The organism is Streptomyces sp. SudanB52_2052 (genome assembly GCF_964272415.1).
GTDB classification, from domain to species: Bacteria; Actinomycetota; Actinomycetes; order Streptomycetales; family Streptomycetaceae; genus Streptomyces; species Streptomyces olindensis.
Genome location: NZ_OZ186796.1, coordinates 2,152,882 through 2,179,140, shown reverse-complemented (window position 1 = coordinate 2,179,140; position 26,259 = coordinate 2,152,882). Strand labels below are relative to the sequence as shown.

The 26,259-nt window shown below is 72.3% G+C and carries 21 protein-coding genes; 8 read left to right on the top strand and 13 right to left on the bottom strand.

Translation table 11 applies throughout. The features are described 5' to 3' along the window. Position 1 precedes the first annotated feature (1 nt). Both ACSUPV_RS09580 and ACSUPV_RS09575 read right to left on the bottom strand, forming a co-directional pair. Positions 2-1,321, bottom strand: a complete 1,320-nt coding sequence (locus ACSUPV_RS09580) for a pyridoxal-phosphate dependent enzyme (RefSeq protein ID WP_031119046.1) — start codon at positions 1,319-1,321, stop codon at positions 2-4. Then, positions 1,318-2,784 (bottom strand): Y4yA family PLP-dependent enzyme, encoded by a 1,467-nt coding sequence (locus ACSUPV_RS09575; protein WP_037767214.1) that lies wholly within the window; start codon positions 2,782-2,784, stop codon positions 1,318-1,320. Before ACSUPV_RS09575 ends, ACSUPV_RS09580 begins: the two co-directional genes overlap by 4 nt. 388 nt (positions 2,785-3,172) lie before the next feature. Between ACSUPV_RS09575 and ACSUPV_RS09570 the strand changes: the two genes are divergently transcribed. Genes ACSUPV_RS09570 through ACSUPV_RS09550 form a run of 5 tightly spaced genes read left to right on the top strand, consistent with a single transcriptional unit; the run spans position 3,173 to position 9,635 of the window. Beyond that, positions 3,173-4,261 (top strand): serine/threonine-protein kinase, encoded by a 1,089-nt coding sequence (locus ACSUPV_RS09570; RefSeq protein WP_382610692.1) that lies wholly within the window; start codon positions 3,173-3,175, stop codon positions 4,259-4,261. Continuing rightward, a complete protein-coding gene (locus ACSUPV_RS09565; protein ID WP_051851478.1) occupies positions 4,258-5,529 on the top strand; it encodes a hypothetical protein in 1,272 nt (423 codons plus the stop codon). Before ACSUPV_RS09570 ends, ACSUPV_RS09565 begins: the two co-directional genes overlap by 4 nt. After that, positions 5,526-6,056, top strand: coding sequence for a hypothetical protein (locus ACSUPV_RS09560; RefSeq protein ID WP_031119051.1), 531 nt, complete (start codon positions 5,526-5,528; stop codon positions 6,054-6,056). Before ACSUPV_RS09565 ends, ACSUPV_RS09560 begins: the two co-directional genes overlap by 4 nt. Before the next feature lie 22 nt (positions 6,057-6,078). Further along, positions 6,079-8,583, top strand: coding sequence for an Hsp70 family protein (locus ACSUPV_RS09555; RefSeq protein ID WP_382610688.1), 2,505 nt, complete (start codon positions 6,079-6,081; stop codon positions 8,581-8,583). Between the two features lie 26 nt (positions 8,584-8,609). After that, positions 8,610-9,635: a tetratricopeptide repeat protein gene (locus ACSUPV_RS09550; RefSeq protein ID WP_436947299.1), complete on the top strand. Its 1,026-nt coding sequence runs from the start codon at positions 8,610-8,612 to the stop codon at positions 9,633-9,635. On the opposite strand, the gene ACSUPV_RS09545 is transcribed toward ACSUPV_RS09550, so the two are convergent. From ACSUPV_RS09545 to ACSUPV_RS09535, 3 genes are all read right to left on the bottom strand, one after another. After that, positions 9,632-11,299 (bottom strand): hypothetical protein, encoded by a 1,668-nt coding sequence (locus ACSUPV_RS09545; protein WP_436947298.1) that lies wholly within the window; start codon positions 11,297-11,299, stop codon positions 9,632-9,634. The genes ACSUPV_RS09550 and ACSUPV_RS09545 overlap by 4 nt on opposite strands. 2 nt (positions 11,300-11,301) lie before the next feature. Continuing rightward, entirely contained in the window at positions 11,302-12,084 is a 783-nt protein-coding gene (locus ACSUPV_RS09540) for an FHA domain-containing protein (RefSeq protein WP_037758910.1), read from the bottom strand. Positions 12,085-12,211: 127 nt separating this feature from the next. Next, on the bottom strand, positions 12,212-14,158 hold the full coding sequence (locus ACSUPV_RS09535; RefSeq protein WP_359788176.1) for a serine/threonine-protein kinase: 1,947 nt from the start codon (positions 14,156-14,158) through the stop codon (positions 12,212-12,214). Positions 14,159-14,504: 346 nt separating this feature from the next. On the opposite strand from ACSUPV_RS09535, the gene ACSUPV_RS09530 reads away from it, so the two are divergent. Then, positions 14,505-14,918: a hypothetical protein gene (locus ACSUPV_RS09530; protein ID WP_359788173.1), complete on the top strand. Its 414-nt coding sequence runs from the start codon at positions 14,505-14,507 to the stop codon at positions 14,916-14,918. A gap of 5 nt (positions 14,919-14,923) precedes the next feature. On the opposite strand, the gene ACSUPV_RS09525 is transcribed toward ACSUPV_RS09530, so the two are convergent. The 5 genes from ACSUPV_RS09525 to ACSUPV_RS09505 form a co-directional block, all read right to left on the bottom strand. After that, positions 14,924-15,478 (bottom strand): DUF488 domain-containing protein, encoded by a 555-nt coding sequence (locus ACSUPV_RS09525; RefSeq protein ID WP_436947297.1) that lies wholly within the window; start codon positions 15,476-15,478, stop codon positions 14,924-14,926. 94 nt (positions 15,479-15,572) lie between these two features. Further along, positions 15,573-16,595: a LacI family DNA-binding transcriptional regulator gene (locus ACSUPV_RS09520; protein WP_031119060.1), complete on the bottom strand. Its 1,023-nt coding sequence runs from the start codon at positions 16,593-16,595 to the stop codon at positions 15,573-15,575. Positions 16,596-16,672: 77 nt separating this feature from the next. Beyond that, positions 16,673-17,509, bottom strand: coding sequence for an ATP-binding cassette domain-containing protein (locus tag ACSUPV_RS09515; protein ID WP_031119061.1), 837 nt, complete (start codon positions 17,507-17,509; stop codon positions 16,673-16,675). Beyond that, positions 17,506-18,519: an ABC transporter permease gene (locus ACSUPV_RS09510; RefSeq protein WP_037758916.1), complete on the bottom strand. Its 1,014-nt coding sequence runs from the start codon at positions 18,517-18,519 to the stop codon at positions 17,506-17,508. The genes ACSUPV_RS09515 and ACSUPV_RS09510 overlap by 4 nt, the downstream gene beginning before the upstream one ends. A 133-nt stretch (positions 18,520-18,652) precedes the next feature. Further along, positions 18,653-19,687 (bottom strand): sugar ABC transporter substrate-binding protein, encoded by a 1,035-nt coding sequence (locus ACSUPV_RS09505; protein ID WP_031119063.1) that lies wholly within the window; start codon positions 19,685-19,687, stop codon positions 18,653-18,655. A gap of 250 nt (positions 19,688-19,937) precedes the next feature. Between ACSUPV_RS09505 and ACSUPV_RS09500 the strand changes: the two genes are divergently transcribed. Both ACSUPV_RS09500 and ACSUPV_RS09495 read left to right on the top strand, forming a co-directional pair. Then, positions 19,938-20,900 carry a carbohydrate kinase family protein gene (locus ACSUPV_RS09500; RefSeq protein ID WP_436947296.1) on the top strand — a complete coding sequence of 321 codons (963 nt, stop codon included), beginning with the start codon at positions 19,938-19,940 and terminating at the stop codon, positions 20,898-20,900. Positions 20,901-21,002: 102 nt separating this feature from the next. Then, positions 21,003-21,305 (top strand): putative quinol monooxygenase, encoded by a 303-nt coding sequence (locus ACSUPV_RS09495; RefSeq protein WP_031119065.1) that lies wholly within the window; start codon positions 21,003-21,005, stop codon positions 21,303-21,305. An 88-nt stretch (positions 21,306-21,393) separates the two neighbouring features. Here the strand turns inward: ACSUPV_RS09495 and ACSUPV_RS09490 are convergent, their stop codons facing one another. From ACSUPV_RS09490 to ACSUPV_RS09480, 3 genes are all read right to left on the bottom strand, one after another. Next, a complete protein-coding gene (locus ACSUPV_RS09490) occupies positions 21,394-23,952 on the bottom strand; it encodes a GH32 C-terminal domain-containing protein (RefSeq protein ID WP_436947295.1) in 2,559 nt (852 codons plus the stop codon). Between the two features lie 369 nt (positions 23,953-24,321). After that, positions 24,322-25,851 carry a helix-turn-helix domain-containing protein gene (locus ACSUPV_RS09485; RefSeq protein ID WP_031119067.1) on the bottom strand — a complete coding sequence of 510 codons (1,530 nt, stop codon included), beginning with the start codon at positions 25,849-25,851 and terminating at the stop codon, positions 24,322-24,324. A gap of 64 nt (positions 25,852-25,915) precedes the next feature. Next, a complete protein-coding gene (locus ACSUPV_RS09480; RefSeq protein ID WP_078650671.1) occupies positions 25,916-26,116 on the bottom strand; it encodes a DUF4236 domain-containing protein in 201 nt (66 codons plus the stop codon). Positions 26,117-26,259: the final 143 nt, after the last annotated feature.

Below are 26,259 nucleotides of genomic sequence, written 5' to 3'. Positions count from 1 at the left end.
GTCAGTCCCGCACCAGGGGCGCGCCCGCGTCCCGCCAGGCGATGATGCCGCCGGCGAGACTGCGCACGTCCGGGTGGCCCATCCGCGTGAGCAGCGCGGCGTACCGGGCGGACTGCTCGCCCACGGGACACGCCAGCAGCACCGGTCGGCTCCGGCTGAACGGCAGCCCGCCCTGGACGAGCTCGGCGAACAGCTCGTCGACGATGTTGACCGACCCGTCGATGTGCAGCGCCGCGTACGCGTACGGGCTGCGCAGGTCCACCACGAGCGGCTGCTCGGTGTCGATCCAGTGCCGGGCCTCGGCCACCGTGACCGACGGGGCGCGGCCGACCTCCGCCTCGGAGAGGTCGGCCGGCGAGTTCTTCCGGGGCGGCCGGCCCAGCAGGTCGGGCCGCCGCTGCCGGACGTAGCTCAGATAGCTCTCGACGCGGTCGCAGACGATGAACACCGCCGTCCGCCGCTCGGTCAACTCCTCGTCGAGCGTCCGCAGATGACGGACGGCCCCGAAGTAGGCGGCCCCTCCGGTGGGCCCGCCCAGGATGCCGCAGCGGCGGTTCAGGGTCAGCATGCCCTCGATCGCCTCGTCGGCGCCGACCGATTCCATCGTGTCGTACGTCTCCGGATCGAACAGGCCGACCTCCTGCACCTCGTCGATGGTGCGGATCCCGGGGATGAAGTCGGACTTGGCCGCGACCAGCCCGACCACCCGTACCGAGGGGTCCTCCTCGCGCAGCGCGCGGGCCACGCCCGTGGAGGAGCCGGCCGTGCCCACGCAGGCCACGAACCAGTCCGGGACCCGGCCGTCCAGGTCCTTGACGATCTCCGGGCCGGTGCCGGTGAGATGGGCCTCGGTGTTGCGCGGGTTGAAGTACTGGTCGGTGTGCAGATAGGCGCCGCCGGAGGCGGACAGCGTCCGGTGGAAGAGCGTCAGCGGGTCGTCCGTCGCGGTCGGGTCCAGGCATTCGCTCTGGCCCGGGAGCTCCTCGATCTCCGCGCCGAGCAGCAGCAGGAGGTCCTTGATCTCCGGGACCCGCATCCGGTTGGTGACGCTCTTGAAGCCCAGGCCGTGCATGCCCGCGACGACCGCCAGGGCCTTCGCCGTGTTGCCGCTGGACAACTCCACCACCTGGCTGCCCCGTTCGACCGCCTCGGGCAGCAGGGGACGGGCCATGTTCCACGCGGCCCGGTCCTTGACCGAGCCGAAGGGGTTGAGCATTTCGAGCTTGGCGTACAGGTCGATGTTGCGCAGGCCGTGCACCGCTGGGTCTATCCGCACCAGAGGGGTGTTGCCTATCGCCTCGGTGATGCTGTCGTACCTCACTGGGCTCCCCTCGAGGGCGTGATCGGCCAGAACTGGTCGTCCAGGCACCAGCGCCACTCCTCGCCGTCCTGCCAGGCGGCGACCTTGCGGGCGGCCGGCTGGTGCTGGGCGCGGGTGGCGTGGAAGTCCATGGCGTAGCCGGCGGTGTTGGCGAAGACCAGCAGGTCGCCGGGGGCCGGGCGGCGCGGCAGGAACACCGTGCGCCGGGTGATCAGGTCGGTCTCCAGGCACAGGCCGCCGAAGAGGTGCACGGCGACGGGCCCCTCGCCGGGACCGGCTCCCCGCGCGGGGACGACGACCGGGTCCACCAGCACGCCGTGGTCCTCCAGGGCGATGTCGTCCGCCTTCGCCGCCAGCCGGACGAGCAGTTCCTCACCGGGCCCCTGTGCGCGCACCTCCAGCACCCTCGCCAGCGTCAGCCCGCACTGGTCCAGCAGGGCCCGGCCCGGCTCGGTGTACAGGTCGTACAGGTGCTCCAGCAGCAGCGCGGCCAGCGGACGGCCGCCCAGCGAGGGGGCGGGCTGGGCCAGCAGCTCGTCCAGGTAGGCCGCCCCGGCGACGGAGCGGTGGGCGGGGTAGAGGCCGAGGCTGCCGCGCAGGGTGCCGGACTCGTTGCGCAGCCCGTAGCCGTGCCCGCCCCAGGTCAGCGGCGGGCGCCGGCCGAGCACGGCGGCCGTCAGCGCGGTCGTGTACGCCTCCCACTGCTCCCGCTCGGCGAGGTAGCTGACGCCGAACCCGCCGCCCACGTCCACCGCCCGGGGCCGCAGCCCCCGGCTCCGGCACGCCTCCAGAGCCGCCAGGCAGCCTTCGAGGGCGGTCGCCTTCTCCGTGACGCTCGTCGTGTCCAGGTGGAAGGCCGCCCCCACCGGCTCGACCACGTCGCCGTGCCGCTCGACCGCCTCCAGCAGCCGCTCCAACTCCCGTACGGGCGTGCCGAACCGGCTGCGCCGGCTCAGCACCTTCACCCCCGACGTCTCGAACCCCGACAGCCGCAGCAGCACCCGCACCGGGGCGAGCGCGTGCTTGCGCACGAGTGCGGCGAGCTGGTCCAGCTCCCCGACGGAGTCCACGCCGACCGTGACGCCCGTACGGGCCGCGAGCCACAGGAACTCGGGGTTCTTCGGCCCCGTGGCCGTGATCCGGTCGGCGGTGAAACCGGCCCCCAGCGCGTGCTGCAACTCGCCCAGCGACGCGACGTCCACGCCCGCGTCGGTGGCGGCGAGCCGGCGCAGCAGCGCGCTGGACCGGTTGGCCTTGTGGGCGTAGAAGACCTGCCCCGACAGATGGTGCGCGCGGTACACGGACCGGAACCGCTCCAGGTTCTCGGCGAGTTGGTCCGGCACCACGACGTGCAGGGGCGAGCCGAGCGCGTCGGTGAGCGAGTGCAGTGTGCCGTGCGCCGCCACGAGCGACCTCAGCCGTGGCTCCAGCCGCGGTTCGAGATACAAGGGCCGGTCGTCCATGCGCACTCCTTCCCCTGTAGCCGACGTGTCCGGCGCCCATCCGGGCACGTCGGACACTCCCCGCGTTTCGCCGTATGACCCATATCCATTCTTCGGTCGCTTTACGCCCTGTAAGGCCCAGGCCTGCCCTCGCGCGGGTGTGAAGCGGATCACGGACCGGACGCGTGGCGCGCGCCGGGCGCGAGACGGCGGCATCCGTCGAACGGCCGACTCCGGGCGTGGTCGTACGGGTGGTGGGGACGTGCGGGAGAACCTGGAGACGGCGTCGGGACCGGTCCCGGCGGGGTCTCCCTAGCATGGCGGCCCGCGCCGCGGCAGGGCGCGGCCGGGCGCATCCGGCCGGCGTCGTCGCGGGCGGTTCCACCAGTGGGGGGAGGTGCGTGCGCACGTGCTCGACGGCACGCGGGACACGGCGACGGGCGTCGGCAACGCCCTGCTCCGGCAGGGGCAGCGGATCAACTCGGCACTCGTCGTGGACCGCCGGCTGGGGGAGGGCGCCTTCGCCGAGGTGTACCGGGTACGGCACCACATCCTCGGCTGGCAGGCGCTGAAGCTGTTCAAGCACGTGGCCTCGCTGGAGGCGACGTCCCGGATGCTCGACGAGGCCCGGATCCTGTCCACCCTGGGACACCCCAACATCATCCGGGTCTTCGACGCCGGCACCGTGCAGACCTCCGAGGGCGTACGCGGCTACATCACCATGGAGTACGTGGCCGGCGGCAGCCTGGAGCGGCTGATGGACTCCCACGCGGGCGTGGTGCCCGTCGGCGAGGTGACCGCCGTGCTCCAACAGGCCGCCGAGGGACTCGCCGTCGCCCATGAACGCCCGCATCCGATCGTCCACCGCGACCTCTCCCTCGCCAACGTGCTCGTCGGCTACGACGAGACCGGGCTGCGCGTGAAGGTGAGCGACTTCGGCCTCGCCAAGGAGACCGACCCCGGCACCATGGCGGCCAGCGCCCAGGGCACGGTCGCCTACATGCCGCCCGAGGTGCTGCGCCGCGGCAAGGGCTACGGCTGCCCCGGGGACGTCTGGGCCCTCGGCACCATCGTCTACTTCCTGCTCACCGGGCACTTCCCGTACGACGGCGGCGACCCGGTGCAGTCCTTCTCCCTGGAGCGGTTCACCCGGCCGCTCCAGCCGCCCCGCGCCTTCAACGACGACGTGGGCCCCGAACTGGACCGGCTGGTCACCGACATGCTGCGGATCGACCCGGCCGAGCGGCCCGCCACGGCCCGGGCGGTCGCCGACCGCGCCGCCGGCCTGCACCCGTCGCCCGGCCTCGACCCGGCGGACCCGGCCGAGCCGGCCGCATCCGCCGACGCGCTGGTGCGGGAGGCCACCGAACTCTCCCGGGTGCCCGGGAGGCTCGGCGAGGCCGCCGATCTGCTGGAGGAGACCATCAGCCGCTATCCGCTGCTGCGGGAGAGGCATCTGACACGGCTCATGACCTGGCGCCGGGGGGTGATCATGTGACCACGCCGGTGCGGGAGTTCGACCGATTCGAGGAACTGGCGGGCACACAGCTGTACCGCAGGAACGTCTTCGCCGTCACCGGCCTGCCCACCGGGGCGAGCGGCCCGGCCGTGCGACGGCACCGGCAGAAACTGGAGGCACGCCTCGCCGTCGAGGACCACTGGCCCGGAGCCCGGGACGTGGCCCCGGCCGGCGGCTACGGCAAGGACGAGGTGCGCGCCGCCTTCGAGGGCCTCCAGGACCCGCGCCGACGCATGGTCGACGAGGTGCTGTGGCTGTGGGGCGCCCAGGACTCGGACTGCGGCTGCCCCGCGGACGTGCACGAACTGCACGACAGCGCCGTGGTGTTGCACTCCCGGGCGCTGCGCGCGGAGACCGGGGACGTGGAACTGCCCGTCGACCAGCGGGCGTCCCTGTGGGAGCACGCGGTGTCCGCCTGGGGCCACCTGCTGGCCGACGGGGCACTGCGGCAGCATGTGCGGCACCGCATCCGGGCGCTCGGCGATCCCCGGCTCCACGAGGACGCGGCCGACGACCTCCTGGCCGGGCTGCCCAAGCTGCTCGTGTCCCCCTTCCCCCAGCTCTTCGCCGACCGGGCCACCGCGGCCCGGCTGACTCAGGTCTGCTCGGCCTGGACCGCCTTCCCGCCCTTCGCGGGCCTGTTCTCCGAGCTGTTCGAGCGCGCGGTGGAGGACGCGTACGAGAAGATCCACGCCGACCTGCTGACGGCGGAGCGGGAGCGCGAGGCCCACCACTACCGCGAGGCGTTCCTGCTGCTGCGCGACCGGGTCGTGCCCGGCTTCGAGGACCTGGCCCCGCTCCGGCCGTTCGTCTCCGACTGGCGCTACGACGAGATCGCCCATGTCGTCGCCGTCGGGCTGAACAACCTCGCGGTCGCACTCCTCGGCGTCTCCGTGTACCGCCCGCCGAGCCCCTCCCGGCGCGAGGAGATGGTCTGGCTCGCCGAGAAGGCCTACGAGATCGGCCCGGACCGCGACTCGGACGGACTGAAGGAGAACTGGGAGACCATCTACGACCACGTCACGGGCACCGGCCGCCGCCCCGCACGCGCCAGGAGACGGTTCCCCTGGTTCGGATTCCTCCTGGTGCTCGCCGTCGTCGGAGGCTCGCTCTCCGCCCTGGTCGAGATCTACGGCTTCCTCCCCGTGCTCTTCATCGGAGTCGCCGTCCTCGGTGTCGTCGGCTACATCGTGCGGTTCCTGGCGTGGCTGGCGGGCGGCGTACGCGACGGACGGAGAAGACCATGAGCCTCCACTCCCGCCGGGGCGACCGGACCGGCCGGTTGCGCGCCGCGCTCGGCCAGTTGCGGCACCCGCCCGAGTTCCGCGTCCCGCCGCCGTTCCTGGACACCGGACAGACCCACTGGGTCACGGCCGTCCTCGACGACGTCCGGACCGCCACGGCCGAGGACCCCGACGCGGACCGTGCGCGAGGGGCCGACGCCGGCACGCTGCTCGCCGCCGCCACCGGCCTCTGGCGCGCCCAGCGCAAGCTGAACCAGCGCGCCGGCGACCTGTCCGCCGCCGACCTGAGGCAGGTGCGCCGCTACGTGCAGGCCGGCCGGCAGGCCCTCGCCGACGGCGGCCTGGAGATCCAGGAGCACGACGGGGAGCCCTTCGACCCCGGCCAGTCCCTCGAAGTCCTCGCCTTCCAGGACGAACCGGGCCTGACCCGCGAGGTGGTGCTGGAGACCCTCCGGCCCAGCGTCTACTACCGCGGCGAGCGGATCCAGATGGGGCAGGTCGTCGTCGGCCGGCCCGCACCCGGCACCTGAACGACCAAGGAGACGACCGCACATGCGCGAGACCATCGACTTCGGCATCGACCTCGGCACCACCAACAGCGCCATCGCCGTGGCGGACGACGACGGCGTGCGCGTCATCAAGAACAACGACGGCTGGGACTACACCCCGTCCGCCGTGTGGATGCCCAAGCCGGACGTGATCCACGTGGGCCGCCGCGCCCGGGAGCGCACCGACACCCAACCGGACGACGCCCACGCCGAGTTCAAGCTGGAGATGGGCGTGGCGGGCGCCCTGCGGCGCTTCGCCCGCGCCGGGACGGCCCTCACCCCCGAGCAGCTCTCCGCCGAGGTCCTCAAGTCCCTGCGCCAGGACGCCGCCCACGACACCGGCGGCCCGCCGGAGGCGGCGGTGATCACCGTGCCCGCCTCCTTCGCGCTGCACCAGAACAGCGCCACTTCCGCCGCCGCGGCCCTCGCCGGGCTCGGCGAACACTGCCCGCTGGTCCAGGAACCGACCGCGGCGGCCTTCGCCTACGGCGTGCAGGACGCCTCCGAGTCCACCCACTGGATGGTGTTCGACCTGGGCGGCGGCACCTTCGACGCGGCCGTGATGAGCAAGCGCGACGGCGAGCTGCAACTGCTCCAGCACGCCGGCGACCCGCACCTCGGCGGCAAGCTCATCGACTGGGCGATCGTCGAGGAACTCCTCGCCCCCGCCGTCCGCCACGACCTCCGGCTGCCCGACTTCGCCCGGCGCAACCACCGGTGGCGGGCCAACTTCGCCAAGCTCAAACTGGCCGCCGAGGACGCCAAGATCGAACTGTCCCGGCGCGGCTCCTACGACATCGTCCTCGACCTCGCCGACGGCGACGGCGGTACGGCGCCCTTCGAGTACACCCTCACCCGGGGCGCCCTCGACGACCTCGCCCAGCCCTTCTACGCCCGCGCGATCAAGCTGTGCCGGGACGCGCTCGCCGACAGCTCCCTGCGGCCCGACCACATCGACCGGCTGCTGCTCGTCGGCGGCGCCACCCTCGCCCCGGGACTGCGCGAGCTGCTGGCCGACCCCGTCGAGGGCCTCGGCATCCAGCTCGACCACACCCAGGACCCCACCACCGTGGTCGCACGCGGCGCCGCCGTCTTCGCCCGCACCGTCCGCACACCGAGCAAGCCCCGCACGGCGGCACCGGGCGAGTTCACCGTGGAACTCCACTACGAACCCCAGTCGCTGGAGACCACCGGCATCCCCGTCTCGGGCCGGGTCACCGGCGGCACCGCCGTCCCCGACTGGACCCGCTACACCGTCACCCTGACCAACCCCGAGGGCCGCCCGCCCTTCCGCGGACCGCGCACCACCCTCACCCCCGACGGCGCCTTCTACACCGAGGTGACCATCGACTCCGGCACCCGGTCCCACTTCACCGTGGAGCTCTCCGACGACTCCGGCACCCGGCAGACCCTCCTTCCGGACACCCTGTCGATCACCCACGCCCAGGTCCTGCCCGGCGACGCCGTGCTCACCAGCACCCTCGGCATCGGCAAGGCCGACGGCTCCTTCGCGCCGATGCTGCGCAAGGGCACCGCCCTGCCGACCTCGATCACCAAGACGTTCGAGACGTCCATCCCGCTGCGCCGCTCACAGCCGGACGCCGTCATCCGCATCCCGCTGCTGGAGGGCGAACGCCGCCGCGCCGACCGCAACACCCGCGTCGGCCTGCTGGAGATCCGGCCCCGGGACGTCCGCTTCGACCTGCCCGCGCAGACACCCGTCGAGGTGACCTTCGAGATCAACGCCACCAACCGGGAAGTCACCGTCACCGCGGACATCCCCGTCGCCGACGCGCAGTTCGAGGCGACCATCGACCGCTCGCAGCTGGTGGCACCCACCCACGACGAACTCGCCGACCGGCTGCACGACCTGGAGCAGCGCGCCCACGCGCTGCGCGAACGCGCGGAGGACGTCCACTCCGAGCAGGCCCTGTCCCGGCTCGACGAACTGACCGAGCAGAAGGCGCTCACCCACCTGCGCAAGGAGGTCGACGCGGCGGCCGTCGACACGGGCGCCGCCGGCACCAGCGACCGGCGCATCCGCGACCTGGAGGCCCAGCTCGACGACGTCGAGGAGGCCATCGACATCCCCGGCCTCCAGCACGAGCTGTGGGACCTCCTCAACAGCTGCGAGGACCTCATCGAACAGGTCGGCGGCGGGCCGGCCGAGCGCCGCGAACTGGAGAGCCTGCGCGCCCGCGCGACCAGCGCCGGCGAGGACGGCAGCCCGACCGGGCTGCGCCGCCTCGCCGACCGGGTGCGCGACTTCCAGGTCGATCTGCTCCGCCGCAGCGACCAGTGGGACTTCCTCGTCTTCCACTCCCTGGTCGAACTGCGCGACGAGATGACCTCCCGCGCCCAGGCGGACGGCGCGATCGCCGACGGCCGCCGGGCCGTCGCCGCGGGCGACCGCACGGCCCTGTCCGCCGTCAACCAGCGCCTGCGCCGCCTGCTCCCGCCCGGGGTCTCCGAGGAGCGGCGGATCGGCGGAGTCCAGGAGAGCCGGTGAGAGGCCCGGGCCGGAGGGGAGTCGACATGCGGGTGACGGACAGGGACGAACGGGCCGACGGCACGCCGCCGCGCGACGCGCCGGGCGCGGAGGGGCCGGGCGCGGCGGGGGCGCCGTCCCGGGCACCCCTCGGCGCGGACGGCTCACCCGACCCCACCGCGCCCGACCCCGGCGCCCTCCAGCCCCTGGACGCACTCGACGCCGTCCTGCTCGTGTCGCGGGCCCGGGAACTCGCACGGTCCGGCGACCCGGGCGGGGCCCTGGAACTGCTGCGGAACCACGAACACCTCGGCGGCCACCGGGACGTGCTCGACCTGCGGGCCCGCCTGCACGCCCAGCGCGGCGAGACGGCCGAGGCGGCCGAGTGCTGGCGGCGGGTCCTGGCCCGGCGGCCCGACGACCCGGAGGCCCGGGCCGGGCTCGCCCGGCTGGGCCGCACGGGCCCGGCGGCGGCGCTCGGCCGCCACCGCACCCGCACGGCCCTGGTCGCGGCGGTGTGCGTGGTCACCGCCGCCGTCACCGGCGTGGTCACCGCCCTCGACGAACCCGCCCGGACGGACACCGACCGCGCGGCCGGCCCGGAAACCCCCGGCACGAGGGCCACCCCGGCCCCCGGGCGGCAGCGGGACCCGGACGAGGCCCGGCGCGCCACCGCGCTCGCCTCGCTCGCCCGCGACCTGCGCGCCCCGGGCCTGCGCGTGACCACCCGCGCGGACTCCGTCGAAGTCGCCTTCACCGAAGGGCTGTTCTCCGAGGGCACGCGGCTGACCCCGACCGGAGCCCAGCGGCTGGCCGAACTCGGGGAACGGCTGGCCGGGCAGGAATCGGCCATCACGGTGCACGGGCACGCGGCCGTCGTCCCCGGCGCCCCCCGCAGCGGCGGCTCCGTCGTCGCGCTGTGGCGCGCCCTCGTCGCCGCCCGCGAGCTGAGCACCGCCACCGGCAAGCCCCTCACGGCGTTCACCACCGACAGCGCCGACCAGCGCGACGCCCCCTACCCGGACGATCCCGCCCGCAACCGCACGGTCACGGTGGTGCTCACCCCGCGCTAGGACAGGACCAGAACGGCACCGAGGATCAGCACCACCACCACCCACGTCCACACCTTGGCGGCCACGGGCGACTCGCCGTAGTAGATCTCCTCCAGGCGCGTCCGCAGGCTCCTGCGCGGTGGCCGCCGCACCGGGTACGGGGTGCCGTAGCCGTACCCGGCCTGGCGAGCGTGATCGACCAGCAGCCGGTTGGCGGATATGCGGGCCCGTGACTCCTCGGTCGTGCAGAGCTCCTCGGCCAGCTCCAGCAGCCGCAGATCCCGGCCGCCGGCCCGTGATCCGAGGGCGAGCGCGCAGTTGTTCAGCAGGATCGCCGCCGAGTCGCAGAGCCGGTCGACGGCCTGCGGGACGTCCGGCAGGGCGGCGAACGCACCCCGGCGCAGGCGGCGCAGTTCGTGCAGCGACGGCAGGGCGGCCTCCAGGGTGTCGGCCGCGCCCCGCGCGTCCCTCCGGTCGAGTTGCCTCGCGGCCCTCTCCAGCGCGGCCACGACCGGGTCGAAGGCCGGCCTGGCCGTCGAGAACCAGACACCGGCCTCCTCCAGCCGCGCCCGGTTCTGCTCGATCGTCCGCCGCGTCTCCTCGTACGGCCGCAGCCGCAACGCCAGGTCCAGCAGGCCGAAGCTCTCCCGGTCGGGCGGGGCCGAGTCCGAGGCGGGGGACAGGGCCACCGCGCAGTTGTTGAGCAACAGGGCGGTGGTGTCGACGAGTTGCCCGACGCCGAGCGACATCCCGAACCCGGCGAAGGCGTCGAGCCGCTCCACCACCGGCACGACCCGGGCCCGCAAGGTTGCGGCCACTGCGGTCGCGGCCGTCTTCCCGCCGCCGTCCGGGACGCCGGCGAGCCTGTCGCCCGCCTCGCGCAGCTCACCGGCCGCCGACTCGTACAGCGGCGTCAACCGGCTCTCCAGCTCTTCCCCGAGAAGGCCCCGGCCGGTCCACTTCCACTGCGCGCAGTACCGGGCCAGCCGGGCGGGGTCCTCGGTGCGCGCGGCCAGGCCGGCGACGGCCGAGACGAGTACGCGGCGCACCTCGGCCTCCAGGACCGTCACCGCGGCCTCGGTGAGCCGCTTGTCGTCGAGGGCCGCGACCCGGTGCCGCAGATGCGCCCACACCGCGCGCTGCCCGAGCAGCTTGCGCCACAGCCGTGCCGCGGACTGCCAGAGCTCGTCCCGCGCCGCGCCGCCGGGGCGCCGCGGGACGGGCCTCTTCCCGGGGCGTTTCCTCCCGCCGGCCGCCCCCTTCTTCCCGCCGGCCGGGCGGGGGCGCCCGTCGGCCGGACGCTGCGACTCCCCGGGGCCCCGCAACTCCCCGTCGAGCGCCCGCGCGTGCGCCCGCACCGCCTCGTCGTGCTGCCGGTGCAGCTCGGGCTCGCAGGGGCAGCTGGCGTCCGGTGCGTCCCAGAGCCAGAACAGCTCGTCGACGATCCGGCGCTGCGGATGGTCCAGTACCTCGAAGGCGGTGCGGAGGTCGTCGGGCCTGGCATCGCCGGAGCCGACGGCGACCTCCGCCTTCGCGGCCGTGGCGATCTGCTGCCGGCGCCGCACGAGCGCACGGCGGGCGGCGCAGGTGCTCGCCCCGGTGATCCGGAAGGCGTTGCGCCGGTAGAGCTCGGGGCCGCTCAGCTCACGCAGCCGCTCCCGGACGAGGGGCGCGTCACCGCCCACGGCTAGGGCTGTCCCGCGGGCGCCTCGTCCATCAGGTTCAGGTCCGGCGGCACCAGCGTCGTCGACTCGACCAGCCCCTTGAGGAGGTTGTGCAGCAGGCGGTTGTCGGAGGGCCGCCGCTCCTCGGACGGGTCGTGCAGCAGCGGGTACCGGAACCCGGTGCCGTGCAGGCGCTTGCGCACCGCCTCGATGCGGTGCTCGATCCTGCGGTCCGTCCAGTTGCCGTCCGGGCGCAGATGGACGAGCTGCCGGGCGGCCATGGCGTACGTCAGGGGCCGCGGGTCCTCCTCGTACAGCAGGTACCGCTGGCCGAGGACGACCAGCAGCAGCCGTTCGTCGTCGTCGAGCGCCCAGGTCTCCGGGCGCAGGGTGTCCGCCCGGCGGCGCGAGACCGGACCCTGGTCGTCGTGGTCGGCCACGTACAGCTCGATCAGGTGCTCGCGGTAGCCGGAGCCCTTCACGAACAGCGGCGTGTAGCCGGTGGCGAGGGGGATCGGCTCGGTGCTGGTGTGCATCATCCGGCCGCGCGGCAGCCGCACCAGCTGCCGCCCGGTGTTGCGCAGCCACCACTGCCCCTGCCGGTACGTCAGCTCCCCGTGCCGGCGGCTCACCCGCAGATCGTCCACGCCGACCTCCAGGTCCACGTCCGGCCGCTCGCCCCGGCCGAAGCGGACGGTCAGCCCCGCGCGCGGCGGGGCACACAGGTCACCGGTGACCGTGCGGGCGTGCAGGGTCCCGGGCGTGGTGGGCGCGACACCGCGCGCGAGGCTGGCGGAGAAGGACATCACTGGTCTCCTCGATGCGGGGGCGGAACCGGCACGGTACGGGCCCGGCGCGGGGGCCCCGCCGGACGTACGGACCAGCATGGGCCGACCTCCCCGGGACCCCTCCCAGAACGACGCCGCGGTGGCTTCAGCGGGCGCGCAGTCTCGCCGCGGCGGAGGCGGCCAGGTCGGTGGCCATCCCGCAGAGCTGCCCCATCGGCCGCTGCCCGCCGACGTACAGCCGCAGCATCTCCACGGCCGTCTCGGCGTCCCGCCCGCCGTACTCGCGGTAGGCGACGAACACCGTGCAGGTGCCCGCGCCGTTGCCCTCCGGCTCGACGACGGCGTGGTAGCCGCTGAGCTCGACCGTGCGGCCGTCCCGTGCCGACCTGGGCTCGTCACGGAAGAAGGCGATGTCCGCCTCCAGGTCGTCGACGTCGCTGAACCACTCGCACTCCCAGTTCGCGACCCCCGCCTCCGGTACGTCCGCCTTGACGCCGGGGACGACGGACAGCGCCTTGGCGTCGAGCAGCGCGCAGGCGTCCGCCCAGGCCAGCGAGGCGGCCGGGTAGCCCGGGGAACGGCGGGGGAGCGGGCCGCGGTTCAGCACCCCGGCCGCGCTGCGGGCGGCCGTGTCGGCGACGGCGCACAGCGCGGCGGCACCGCCCGCGACCTCGCCGTGGCCCACGTCGACGCGGACCCCGACGTACATGCCGTCACCGGCGTCGCCCTCCTTGTCGTCGCCCGCGTCCCGGGACAGCAGCAGCCCGCACTCGTCCGGCTCGGCCGGCTGCTCCCGGACGGCGATGCTCCCGATGGTCCTGACGGGCTCCGACGCCTCGGGCGGCGCGCCCCGGCGCAGTTGCAGGGACACGTCGATCCGGGTGCTGTCGTCGGTGTGGACGAGCACGTCGCAGCGGTCGAAGTTGCCGTAGTCCACGTCGACCTCGCTCCTGCCGAACCGTCCGAGCGCGGCCGGGTCGGTCAGGGCGCACACGTCGGCGGTGCGCGGATCACCGATCAGCGACCGCGTACCGCCCTTCCCGGGATCCTCCGGCAGCTGCCGCCCGGCGGAGTCACGGGTGCCGGTCCCCGTGCCGTCGCCGTCGTCGCCGCCGGGCAGGGCGACGAGGCCCAGCGCGAGTGCGGCGCAGACGCCGAGGGCCGCGCCGAACCAGGCCCGCCGTCGCCGCCCGCCGCCGGGTGCGGTGGACCCCCCGTCCGGGGCCGGTGCACCGGATTCGGCCACGGCCGCCAGGAGCCGCCCGGCCTCGGCCGCGTCGGGGCGTTGCGCCGGGTCGCGCCGCAGCATCGCGGCGAGCACGGGGTACAGCGGTCCCACGGCCTCGGCGTCCATCTCGACGACGCCCTGCTCGGCCTTCCAGTGCGTCAGCCGGGCGGTGTCCTCACCGCTGCCCTCCCCGTCGTCGCCGCGCGGCGGGGAACCGGTGACCAGGGCGTGGAGCGTGGCGGCCAGGCAGAACACGTCGGAGGCGGGCCGGGGCACGTTCCCCCGGGCCAGCTCGGGGGCGGCGTAGTCCGGGGTGAAGCTGTAGGGGCCGTTGGCGGTGATGGTCTCGGTGCCGCCGACCCGGTAGGCGGCACCGAAGTCCAGCAGCTTCGCGGTACCGCGCCCGGTGAGGCCGACGTTGGCGGGCTTGACGTCGCAGTGGACGATGCCCGCCCGGTGCAACGCGGCGAGCGCGTCGGCGAGTTGGGCCCCGACCCGGGCCACCCGCCCGGGGCTCAGGGGCGGCTGCCGGTCGAGACCGCCGCCGGGCACGTACTCCATGACGAACCAGTACGCCTCGCCGGCGTCCCCGCCCCCTTCGCCGTCCCCGTCCCTGCCTGGCGGCACGGTCAGGACATCGAACAGCGTCACGACATGGGGATGGTCCCGGAACTTGGCCAGGGCGCGCGGCTCGCCCAGCAGCCGCCGCACGGCGGTCTCCCGCTCGCCCTCGACCCGCTCCCGCTTCAGCGCGACGTCCTGCCCCACCACCGTGTCGTGGGCCAGCCACACGTCACCGCCCCGCCCTGTGCCGATGACCTCCTTGAGGACATAGCGGCCGGCGAACTCGTCTCCGGGACGCACGTTCTTCTCCCCCTCGATCGGCCCAGAACGCGCGCGGGCACCGTACGCGCGCGTGGGTCGAACCTACTGCGTACCGGAGACGTTACTCACAGTCTCCCCAGAGCCTCCATCAGCCGCACGCATGGCGCCTCCCGTCCCAGGGGTGACCCGGGCGGACCCCCTGTAGCCCGCCGGTGACACTCGGGACGGATCCGTGGCAGGCGCGCAGGGCAACGCATGCGGGCGGTGACGGGTCGTACGACGTGCAGAGACCAAGACCCGCGCAGACCCGCGCGTCCACCAGGGGGAGAAGACCAGGCACGTTCGCACCCGAGGCACCCGAGCGACCCTAGGTATCCGCGCCACCGTGGCCGCGCTGGCCGCCGCGGCCGGTGTCGCCGCGGTCGCCGTCCCGGCCGCCGCCACCACCACGCCGGCCTTCGCCGAACCCCGGTTCCTGGAGCCGGCCGACCTGCCGCCACACCCGGCCTCGCCCTGGTACGGCGGCCCCGCCGGCTGCGCGAAGAAGCTCATGCAGAAGGACCCCGACCTGACGGCCACGGGGAAGCACTACGGCCGGCTGAACGTCGAGGAGGGCGCCCACGTCTACGGCCTCCACACCGCCTCGGCGTGGGGCTCCTCCGACATCAACCTGGTCTCGGTCGGCCGCGACGGCAACACCGTGACGATCGTCCGGTGGAGCCGGCTGGGCACCTTCCAGCACGCCCAGGTGGCCGACTTCAAGAAGACGACCGTGACGGCCGTGAACCGGCTGCACTGATCGACTCAGCCGCCGTCCGGCCCGGTGCGGCCGCCGAGGCCGTCGTACACGAGGAGGCCGTCCTCCCGCAGCCGCGCGCCGGGCGTCGGCGCATGGGCGGCGAGACGTCCGTCGGGCATGAGGTGGTGGGCCGGTACGCCGCGGGCGAGCACCGCGAAGTCGGCGATCAGGCGCCGGTGGCAGCGCCACCAGACCGCCTCGCTGCACATCACGGCCGTCCGGGCGTCCGCGGCCTCGCGCAGCAGGCGGTCCATCGCGGTGACGAAGCCGGGGGAGCGGGTGTGGGCGGCGTAGCCCCGGAAGGAGGCATTGCGCCAGACGACGTCCGGGCTGTCCGCGGGCGGGGTACGGAACCCGCCGAGGTCGGGCTCCCACCGGTAGGCGATGCCGCCGCCCGGCAGCCACTCGGCGAGGCGCCGCCGCGACAGATCGGGGTCGCGGCGGCTGCCGGGTGCGGTCCGCACATCGACGACGGCCGCGACGCCGGCGTGCCGCAGCAGCCCGGTGATCCGCTCCCGGCCGGCGGTGCTGTGCCCGAAGGTCAGCAGAAGCGCGTCCACAGTGCCGGACTTTCCCGTTTCGGCGGACACACACCTGCACCCCGGACCGTCCTGGCCGGACCGAGCGCTGCGCCGTCCGGCGGCGCCGTGCCTCCTACGGCCTGGGCCCGGGTCGCTCCCCCGAGCCCCGGACGATCAGCCGGGTGGGAACGGTGATGGTGCGAGCCCGGGAGCGGTCGCCGTCGAGCCGGGCCAGGGCGGTGGCAGCGGCGCTGCGGCCGATTTCCTCGGGGTCCTGGGCGACCACGGTCAGGCCCGGTTCCAGAGCCTCGGCGAGCGATACGTCGTCGAAGGCGACGACGGCCACGTCCTTGCGTTTGCTGCGGGCGAGTTCGACGACTATGCCGAGCGCCATGATGTTGTTGCCGGCGAACAACGCCGTGGGGGGATCGGCCAGTTCGAGGAGTCGGGAGGTCGCGGCCTCGGCGCCCTGCTGGTCGTGGGCGTCGGCGACGAGCGAGCGGTCGTAGGGGATGTCGGCTTCTCGCAGGGCCGCGCGGTATCCGGCGAGGCGTTCGCGGCGGGTGTACAGCTTGACGGGGAGGTCGCCGACGAATCCGATCCGGCGGTGCCCGTGGGCGATCAGGTGGGTGACACCGTCCTGGGCGCCCGCGCGGTTGGAGCTGACGATGCTGTCCGTGGGCAGGCCGGCGCCCGGTCGGTCGAGGAAGACGATGGGCAGCCCCGCCGTACGGTGGGCCTTGAGGTGCGAGTGGTGGGATCCGACGGAGGGCACGACGATCAGGATGCTGACGCGCCGGGCGAGGAATTCGGCCGTCAGGGCGCGTTCGCGGTCGGGGTCGTCCGCGGACGAGCCCATGAGCAGCATCAGTCCGCGTTCGCGGACGCCGTCCTCGATGCCCCGTGCCACGGCTGCGAAGAAGGGGTTGCCGAGGTCGGGCACGACCAGCCCGACCGTGGTGTCCGGGCCGCCGACACGCATGTTGCGCGCCATGAGGTTCGGCTGGAAGCCCAGCTTGGCCACCGCGGCGAGTACCTGTTCCCTGGTCTGCGCCGAGACGGGTCCGTCTTCGTTGAGGACGCGCGAGACGGTCTTGGCGCTGACGCCGACCTCTCGCGCGACGTCGGCCAGTGTGGGGCGGCGGTTCGCTGCCATGGAGGAAGCCGTCTCCTCAGGGCTCTCCGTTCCGGCCGCGGCCTTCGGCCGGAAACAGTGAGAGCGGTGTTGTGCTGTCAGGTGGCCTGTACTCCGGCGGCCTTCGCGGCCTCCGAATCCGCTACGACAGTAGCTCCCGCCGCGTCGACGGTGAGCGCGCCGGTCATGATGGCGACGACCTCCGCCATGGAGTAGTCGGACGGCTTGATCACGGCGGCACGCCGGCCCAGCCGGTGGACGTGGATCCGGTCGGCGATCTCGAAGACGTGAGGCATGTTGTGGCTGATCAGCACGACCGGCATGCCCTTGTCACGGACCCGGCGGATGAGGTCCAGCACCTGACCGGACTCCTTGACGCCGAGCGCGGCGGTGGGTTCGTCCATGACGACCACACTGCGCGCCCAGGCCACCGACCGGGCGACCGCCACGGCCTGCCGCTGCCCGCCCGAGAGCGTCTCGACCGACTGCGTCAGCGAGCGCAGACCGATCTTCAGGTCGGCCATGTGCTCGGCGGCCTCCTGACGCATCCGCTTCTTGTCCAGCATGCGGAAGACACTGCCGAGCACCCCGGGCCGGCGCAGTTCGCGGCCGAGGAACATGTTCGAGGCGATGTCCATGGAGGCGGCGACGGCGAGGTCCTGATACACCGTCTCGATCCCATGGGCGCGGGCGCTCTGGGGACCGGAGAAGGTGATGGGCTGCCCGTTGAGCCGGATCTCGCCCGCGTCGGGGACCAGTGCGCCGGTGAGGGCCTTGATCAGGCTGGTCTTGCCGGCTCCGTTGTCGCCGATGACGGCGAGTACCTCGCCGGGCATGAGGTCGAAGTCGGCGCCGTCGATGGCCGTGACGTGGCCGTAGCGCTTGATCAGGCCGCGGGCCTGCAGGACAGGGGTGGGGGAGCCGGTGGCGGTCATCGGGCCTTCTTCCGGGAGATCTGGTCGACGGTCACCGCGAGGATCACCAGGACGCCGGTGATGAGGGTCTGGTAGATGGAGGCGACCCCCATCAGTTGCAGGCCGTTGCGGAAGACGCCGACGATGAGGACGCCGATGAAGGTGCCGAGGACCGATCCGCGTCCGCCGAAGAGGCTGGTGCCGCCGAGGACCACGGCGGTGATGCTGTCGAGGTTGTCGGTCTGCCCCGCCTGCGGATCGCCCACTCCGGTACGGGAGATGAGCAGGAGAGCGGCGATGCCGTACAGCAGTCCCGCCACGGTGTAGACGCCGATGGTCAGTCGCGAGGTCCGGATGCCGTTCAGCCGCGCCGCCTCCGGGCTGTTGCCCAGCGCGTAGACGTGCCGGCCCCAGCCGGTGCTGCTCAGCGCGTAGGCGAGGAGGAGGAACAGGGCGATGGTGACCAGGGAGCCGTAGGTGACGTCGGTGTAGCCGAGCGGGAAGGTCTGCCCGAGCGCGGTCAGCGGGCCGGGCAGATTGGTGACCGTCTGCTCCTCGGAGTAGATGTGGGTCAGCGCGAACGCCACGTTGAGCATGCCGAGGGTGACGATGAACGGCGGCAGTGGAATCTTCTGTACCAGCACCCCGTTGAGCAGGCCGAATCCACCACAGACGACCAGGCCCAGCGCGATGGCGACCAGCGGCGGCAGGCTGCCCTCGGCCGCCATCCTGGCGATCACGATGCTGCCGAAGGCCATCACGGCTCCGCAGGACAGGTCGATGCCCGCGGTGAGGATGATCAGGGTCTGGCCGATGGCGAGGGTGCCGACGACCATGACCTGCTGAATGATCAGTGAGAAGTTCCCGCCGGTGAGGAACTGGTCGGTGGACAGGGAGAAGAAGACGCAGGCCAGGAGGAGGGCGGCCAGAGGGCCCGTGGTCGGTGCCGTGAGCAGTCTGCGGGCCGTCGTCGGCGCTTTGAGCTCCGCGTACGGTGAGGATGTGCTCGGCGGTGTGGACGTGGCTGTCATGCGAAGTCCTTAGGACAGTAATCCCTTGTCGCCAGGACAAAGGAGGGAGCGGCCGTCCCCGCGGGTCGGGGTGGTGCCGGGCCGGCCGCCCCGCTGAGGGGAGTGGCTGTCTCGTACGGTCCTCAGGGCCGGCTCAGCCCCAGCAGTTCTCCAGGCCGTAGGCGGTGTCCTTCGAGGTGACCCCGTCCTGCGCCTTGTCGGTGATCAGGGTGACGCCGGTGTCGGTGTAACCGGACGCCTTCTTGCCGTCCTTGGCGTACGTCACCACGGCCTTGACGCCTTCGGCGGCCATCTTCAGCGGGTACTGCTGCGAGGTCGCGGCGATCTTGCCGTCCTTCACGGCCTGGGTGCCGGTGCAGCCGCCGTCGACGGAGACGATCAGGACGTCCTTCTCCCGGCCCTTGGCCTTGAGCGCGGTGTACGCGCCGAGCGCGGCGGGCTCGTTGATGGTGTAGACGACGTTGATGCCGGGCTCCTTCTGGAGGCAGTTCTCCATCGCCGTCTGGCCCTTGGCCTGGTCACCGCCGGTGTCCTGGGAGCAGACGATGGAGGGGTCGCCCTTCTCGACGCCGAAGCCCTTGAGGAAGCCGTCGTGCCGCTGGACGCCGACGGAGACGCCCGGCGCGAGGTCGAGGGTGGCTATCTTGGCCGACTTGCCCTTCATGGCGGCCTTGGCGTACTCGCCGATCAGCTCGCCGGCCTTGAGATTGTCGGTGGCGAAGAGGGCGTCGACGGCGCTCTCCGGTTCGGTCGGGGTGTCCAGGGCGATGACCAGGACGCCCTTGGCCTTCGCCTTCTCGATCGCGGGCACGATCGCCTTGGAGTCGCTGGGGGTGATCAGGATGCCCTTCACACCGGCGGCGACCATGTTCTCGATGGCCGTGACCTGACCGGCGTTGTCGCCGTCGAACTTGCCGGCCGCGGTCATGAGCTTGACGCCCTCGGCCTTCGCCGACTTCTCCGCGCCCTCCTTCATCTTCACGAAGAACGGGTTGGTGTCGGTCTTGGTGATGAGACCTACCTTGACGTCGCCCGAACCGGCGCTGGAAGAACCCGATCCGGAACCGGCACCGGAACCGGGTCCGCAGGCCGTCAGAGCGAGAGTCACGACGCCCGTGGCAGCTGCGGCTCTGAGGAGGGAGGAGGGCAGGTGAGTGGTGCGAGACATGATCACTCCTGAGGGATGACGAGCGGCACGGGGCCGGGAGTTCGGAGCATGCCGCCCCGAGGTGTCATCGCTGACTTATGTCATCGTTGACACTGCATGGCGAGGATGATGGACTCCGTGTCCCGGCAACGTCAATGCCTTGCGCCCGTCACAAATCGGCAACGCCCGGGACCGCCGCCCCCGCGCACTGGTCGGTGCCTGTGTCAGGAAGCGCCCGGTTTCCCCGTCCGTCCGGAGAGAAGAGCAGCCCATGAGCCCGCGCCAGATCACCGTCCTGGGAGAGTGCGTCGCGGACGCCTTCGCCGAAGCCGCGACCGCCGCGAACGAACTCGCCCTGCGCGTGCTGCCCGGCGGGGGGCCCGCGAACACGGCGGTGGCCCTGGCCCGGCTGGGCACCCCGGCACGCTTCCTCGCCCGCCTGTCCGGTGATGTGTTCGGTCGTCTTTTCCGGACCCACCTGGAGGCATCCGGCGTGGACCTGACGTACGCCGTGGCGGCGGCCGAGCCCAGCACGCTGGCTGTGGCGGAGCTGGATGCCCAGGGGCAGGCCGTGTTCTCCTTCCACGCCCAGAACACGGCCGACTGGCAGTGGGCTCCGGGGGAACTGTCGCGGGTGGACCTGTCCGAGACGGCCTGTGTGCACACCGGGTCGCTGGCGCTGGTCCGCCGGCCCGGCGCGGCGGTGGTGGAGGAGTTCCTGGCAACCGCCGCGCCCCGGGCCACGATCAGCATCGATCCCAATGTCCGGCCGCTGCTGGTGAACCCCGACGTCTACCGGGACCGGCTCGCGCACTGGTGCGGCCTCGCCGACATCCTGCGGCTGAGCGAAGACGACCTGACGCTGCTTCTGCCGGGCACCCCGCCGGAGCAGGCGTGCGACCTCTGGCATGCCGCGGGGGTACGGCTCGTCGTGATCACGCTCGGCGCCGACGGGGCCCTCGCCTCACTCGATGGTGAACGGCTGAGGGTGCCTGCGGTCGCGACGAGGGTGGTCGACACGGTGGGAGCGGGGGACTCCTTCACCGCCGGGCTGCTGCACCACCTCGCGGCACGCGGAGTCCTGGGCGGCCGGCTGGCCGGTCTTGGACTCGACGACGTGGCGGAAGCGTGCGGGTTCGCCGCCCGGGTCGCCGCCCGGACCTGCTCGGTCGTCGGCCCCAACCCGCCCTGGCGGGACCAGCTGGCGCGGTCGGTGACCGCCGCCGACGCCTGACGGGACCGTACGCCGCCCGGCGCCTCGTCTCCACCCAACCGCATCCCCCCACCCGCATCCCCCCACCTCACTCCACCCACCCACGGACAAGGACACGGAACCATGACGAAGACTCTGCTCGCCGAGTTCACCGCCCGAGAGGGAGCGGAACGCGAGGTCGCCCGCCTGATCCGGGAGTACGCCCTGAAAGTGCGCGAAGAGGAAGGCAACCTGACCTTCGACGTCTACACCAAGGCGGCCAGCCCGCGCGCCTTCTGGATCTTCGAGGTCTACCGGGACGAGGACGCCTTCAAGGCACATCTGGCCGCCCCGTACGGCGCCCCGTTCAATGCCGCGCTCACCCCGCTGATCGAGGAGGACGCCTCCGTACTGACGTTTCTCGATCCGCTGGCCACGCGTCCGTGACGAGCGTTGAACACCGGCGGTGCCCCGGAGCTGGAGCGCGAGGAGATCGAACCGCTGCTCCAACTCCGGGGCGACGGCCCCCGGCTCGTCACCGCCAGATGGACCTCAGCTGCCAGGCCTGGAGGTGGTCTAGGGTGGCGGTGCCGCCTTCGGCGAAGACCTCGACGCCGGTGCTGGAGGGGTCGGGGAAGATCTGGTCGGTGATCACGGCCTCGCCGTCGCCGCCGAAGACCTCGACGGACGACCAGTCGACCAGGATCCGCAGCTTGACCTTGCCGTCCTCGGCCTTCAGAGGTGCGGTCTGGACGCCGGGGAAGGTGCTGTTGAAGTCCCCGGCGCCGGAGCGGGTGCGGTCGACGTACAGCTCCTGGGTCATGGTGTCGTAGCCGATGACGGTCTCCTCGCCGCCTGCTCCGGTGCGCACCTTCAGGCCGAAGCGGTCGGCGTCCTCGAGGGAGAAGGTCGCCTCGATGTCGAGTGCCTTGCCCTTGGCCCCGCGGCTGGCCAGGGACCTGGAGGTGTTCTTGACGGTGATGTCGGACGCGGTGGCCGGGCGGTTGTTCCGGAGGGACTCCAGGCCGCCCACCGGCTTGCTGGTCAGCCGGACCTGACCGTCGACGGTGCGCAGGGCCATCTCCCTCGGAACGCTCTGGGCGCCGCGCCAGGGGGAGGTGGGGACGGCGCCGCCGTAGTCCCAGTTGTTCATCCAGCCGATCATGTACCGCCTGCCGCCCGGCGCGTTCTCCCAGGACACCGCCGCGTAGTAGTCCTTGCCGTAGTCGGCCCAGTCGGCGCGCTGCAGGACGGACTTGGCGGGCTTCTCGGCGGCGGTGAACCGGTCGGCCAGGACGTGGCCCCAGCCGTCGGTGTTCATGTCGACGACCTGGATCCGCGCCTTCTTGCCGACGTAAGGGCGCATGTCGAAGGACGCCCAGTCCAGGGTCTCGCTGTCGGCGCCGGTGGCGCTGCGGACGACCTTGCCGTCGACGATCAGGTTGACCGACGTCTCCATGGAGACGCGCTGGGCCTGTGTGTCGGACATGACGATGTGGTCGACGTTGAGGTGGCCCCAGCCGCCGGTGTTGTCGTCGACGATCTTGATCTGAGCCTTTTTGCCGGCGAGGTCGCTGACGTCCCAGGAGGCCCAGTTGAGCGCTTCGGTGTCCTTTCCGGTGGCGCTGCGGACGACCTGGCCGTCCACGACGAGTTGGACGACGGTGGGGCCGGAGGAGCCCGCGGGATGGTTACCGCCGCCGATGAGGAAGTTGATGTGCTTCTTGTCGAGGGTGAACTCGGGCGATGTGAGGGTGCCGGTGGTGGAGTCACCGTTCAGGAAGGTGTTGACCAGGCCGTTCCCCAGGAAGCCGGAAACGCCCTGCTGGCCGGGGAGGGTGCCGGTGGCCGGTGCGGTGCCGAAGGCGTCCCCGGTCGCCGTCCAGTCGCCGTACGTTCCGCCTTCGAAGTCGGCGAGGACCGTGCCGTCGGGCGGAGTGCCGTTCAGGACGGTGCCGGCCTCGTGCGGATGCCGCCCGCCGCCGATCTTGAAGTTCAGGTAGGGGCTGTCCACGGTGAAGGCGGGGGAGGTGAGGGTGCCGGTGGCGCCGTCGCCTCCGTGGAAGCTGTTGGCGAGGCCCTTGCCTTCGAAGCCGGAGACGGCTCCCTGACCGTCCACCGCCCCGGTCGCCGGTTCCCGGCCGAACGCGGTGCCGGTCGTCGTCCACTCACCGAAGTCGGTGCCCTCGAAGTCCTGCATCACCGTGCCGGTGGGCGGGGTGTAGGTGCCCTTGTCGTCGGCGGTGAACTTCTTGCCGTCGAAGTCGCCGACGAAGTACTGGGCGGCCGAACCGCCCGCGATGCCACCGGGGTTGATGTTGACGACCAGCACCCACTTGACGTTGTTCCTGTCGCCGTCGACCGCGAGGGGGAACAGATCCGGGCACTCCCACACGCCGCCTGTCGCACCGGTCGGCCCGAACTCGCTGAGCAGATCCCAGTCCTTGAGGTTCTTCGACGAGTAGAACCGCACCTTGTGCTCGGCGGACAGCGACACGGTCATCAGCCAGCTCCTGGTCGGCGCGTACCACTGGACCTTGGGGTCGCGGAAGTCCTTGGAGCCGATGTCGATGACCGGATTGCCCTGGTACTTGGTCCAGGTGCGGCCTCGGTCGGTGCTGTAGGCGAGCGACTGGGCCTGCTTGCCGCTGTCCTTGTAGGCGCTGGTGTAGATCGCCACCATGGGCGGGTTCTTCTTCGTGCCGAAACCGGTGGTGTTGTTCCAGTCGACGACCGCGCTGCCGGAGAACACCATCTCCTCGTCGTCGTGCGACAGGGCGAGCGGCAACTCGTCCCAGTGGACCAGGTCCTTGCTCACCGCGTGTCCCCAGGACATGTCGCCCCAGGAGTTGCCGTTGGGGTTGTACTGGTAGAAGAGGTGGTATTCGCCCTTGTAGTAGACGAGGCCGTTGGGATCGTTCATCCAGTTCTTCTGCGGAGTGAAGTGGAACTGGGGTCTGTAGGTCTCGGTGTGCGACGGGGTGTCGGCAGCGACTGCCCGGGGGGCCGGCAGGGCCGCCGACAGGGCGCAGACGGTCGCCACCGCCGCCACCATCCGTATGCGGGCATGCCGGGATACGCGTGCAGAGCTCATGGTGTCTCCTAGTCCCGCGGCTCGTCGGCGCAGCACTGACTGCGGCCCGGCGCGGGCGGACCGAAAGTGACATCCCAGGCGGACGGCGACGCCCACGCCGCCGCCCCAGGGTGTCATCGTTGACTTGTGTCATCGATGACATCGGGTGCCCGATTATGGGGCGGAGCCCGGTCGGCGCGTCAATGGTCCGGACGCGATTGATCTTGCCGTGGCGGGGCCGGGCGGGCGAACTGGCAGGTCAGGGCGGAGACTTGGGTGGTGAACCGACACCCGGGGGCTGGGCACGGTGTATGTCGGATCAAGCTACCGCCGCACGCCGTCCCGACCCGCATGCGTGCGGGTCGGGCGGCGTGCGGCGGCACCTGCCGGTCAGATGTCCCGGAACGTCTCGATCTGCGCCCCGATGGAGTTGAGCCGCTCCGCCAGGTCCTCGTAACCCCGGTTGATGACGTACACGTTGCGCAGCACCGACGTGCCGTCGGCCGCCATCATCGCCAGCAGGACGACCACGGCGGGGCGCAGGGCGGGCGGGCACATCATCTCGGCGGCGCGCCAGCGGGTGGGGCCCTCGACCAGGACGCGGTGGGGGTCCAGGAGTTGGAGCCGGCCGCCGAGGCGGTTCAGGTCCGTGAGGTAGATCGCGCGGTTGTCGTAGACCCAGTCGTGGATGAGCGTCTTGCCCTGGGCGACCGCCGCGATGGCCGCGAAGAACGGGACGTTGTCGATGTTCAGGCCGGGGAACGGCATGGGGTGGATCTTGTCGATCGGCGCCTCCAGCTTGGAGGGCCGGACGGTGAGGTCCACCAGCCGCGTGCGGCCGTTGTCGGCGAAGTACTCGGGCGTGCGGTCGTGGTCGAGGCCCATCTCCTCCAGGACCGCCAGCTCGATCTCCAGGAACTCGATGGGGACGCGGCGGACCGTCAGCTCCGACTCGGTGACGACGGCCGCCGCGACCAGGCTCATCGCCTCGACCGGGTCCTCGGAGGGGGAGTAGTCCACGTCGACGTCGATGGTCGGCACGCCGTGCACAGTGAGCGTGGTGGTGCCGATGCCGTCGACCTTGACGCCGAGCGCCTCCAGGAAGAAGCACAGGTCCTGGACCATGTAGTTGGAGGAGGCGTTGCGGATGACGGTGGTGCCGTCGTGCCGGGCGGCGGCGAGCAGCGCGTTCTCGGTGACCGTGTCCCCGCGCTCGGTCAGGACGATCGGGCGGTCGGGGCTGACCGAGCGGTCCACCTGGGCGTGGTACTGGCCCTCGGTGGCGGCGATGTCCAGGCCGAACCGGCGCAGCGCGATCATGTGCGGCTCGACCGTGCGCGTGCCGAGGTCGCAGCCGCCGGCGTAGGGCAGCTTGAAGTGGTCCATGCGGTGCAGCAGCGGGCCGAGGAACATGATGATCGACCGGGTGCGGCGGGCCGCGTCCGCGTCGATCGCCGCGAGGTCCAGCTCGGACGACGGCACGATCTCCAGGTCGACACCGTCGTTGATCCACCGGGTGCGCACGCCGATGGAGCCCAGCACCTCCAGCAGCCGGTACACCTCCTCGATGCGGGCGACGCGGCGCAGCACCGTGCGCCCCTGGTTGAGCAGCGAGGCGCACAGCAGCGCGACGCACGCGTTCTTGCTCGTCTTCACGTCGATGGCACCGGACAGCCGGCGCCCGCCGACGACCCGCAGATGCATCGGACCGGCATAGCCGAGGGACACGATCTCGCTGTCGAGGGCCTCCCCGATGCGCGCGATCATCTCAAGGCTGATGTTCTGGTTGCCGCGCTCGATCCGGTTGACGGCGCTCTGGCTGGTGCCGAGCGCCTCGGCCAGCTGCGACTGCGTCCAGCCCCGGTGCTGCCGGGCGTCACGGATGAGCTTGCCGATGCGTACGAGGTAGTCGTCTGCCATGAGGTTGAGGTTATCTCAGATATGAGATGCCGCCCGACGGGGGGTCCGTTCGGGTGACGGGGCGTCAATGGCGCCTGGCGGTACGGGTGCGACGCCACCCGAAAGGTCCGGGCAAATCCATCGATGTCGTACGACGTCCCGTACTGCTGCGGGTGTATCGCGGGCCGTTCTTTCCGCCGCCGGTGGTGATGGACCAGGAGCGCTTGTTGATGTTCAGCCGCACCCCCGGAAGGATCCGGAAACTCTTGCGGAACGTGAGCGGCATGCCCGCCTCCTCTCCGTTCGTGGTGTGGATACCCGGTTCGGATACCCCGGAGAGAGGTGTGCATGACCGCATGGCGGACGCCGGGGCATGACCAACCGCCCCGGGTGTACTAGAGTTATCTCGACATCGAGATATCTGCCGGG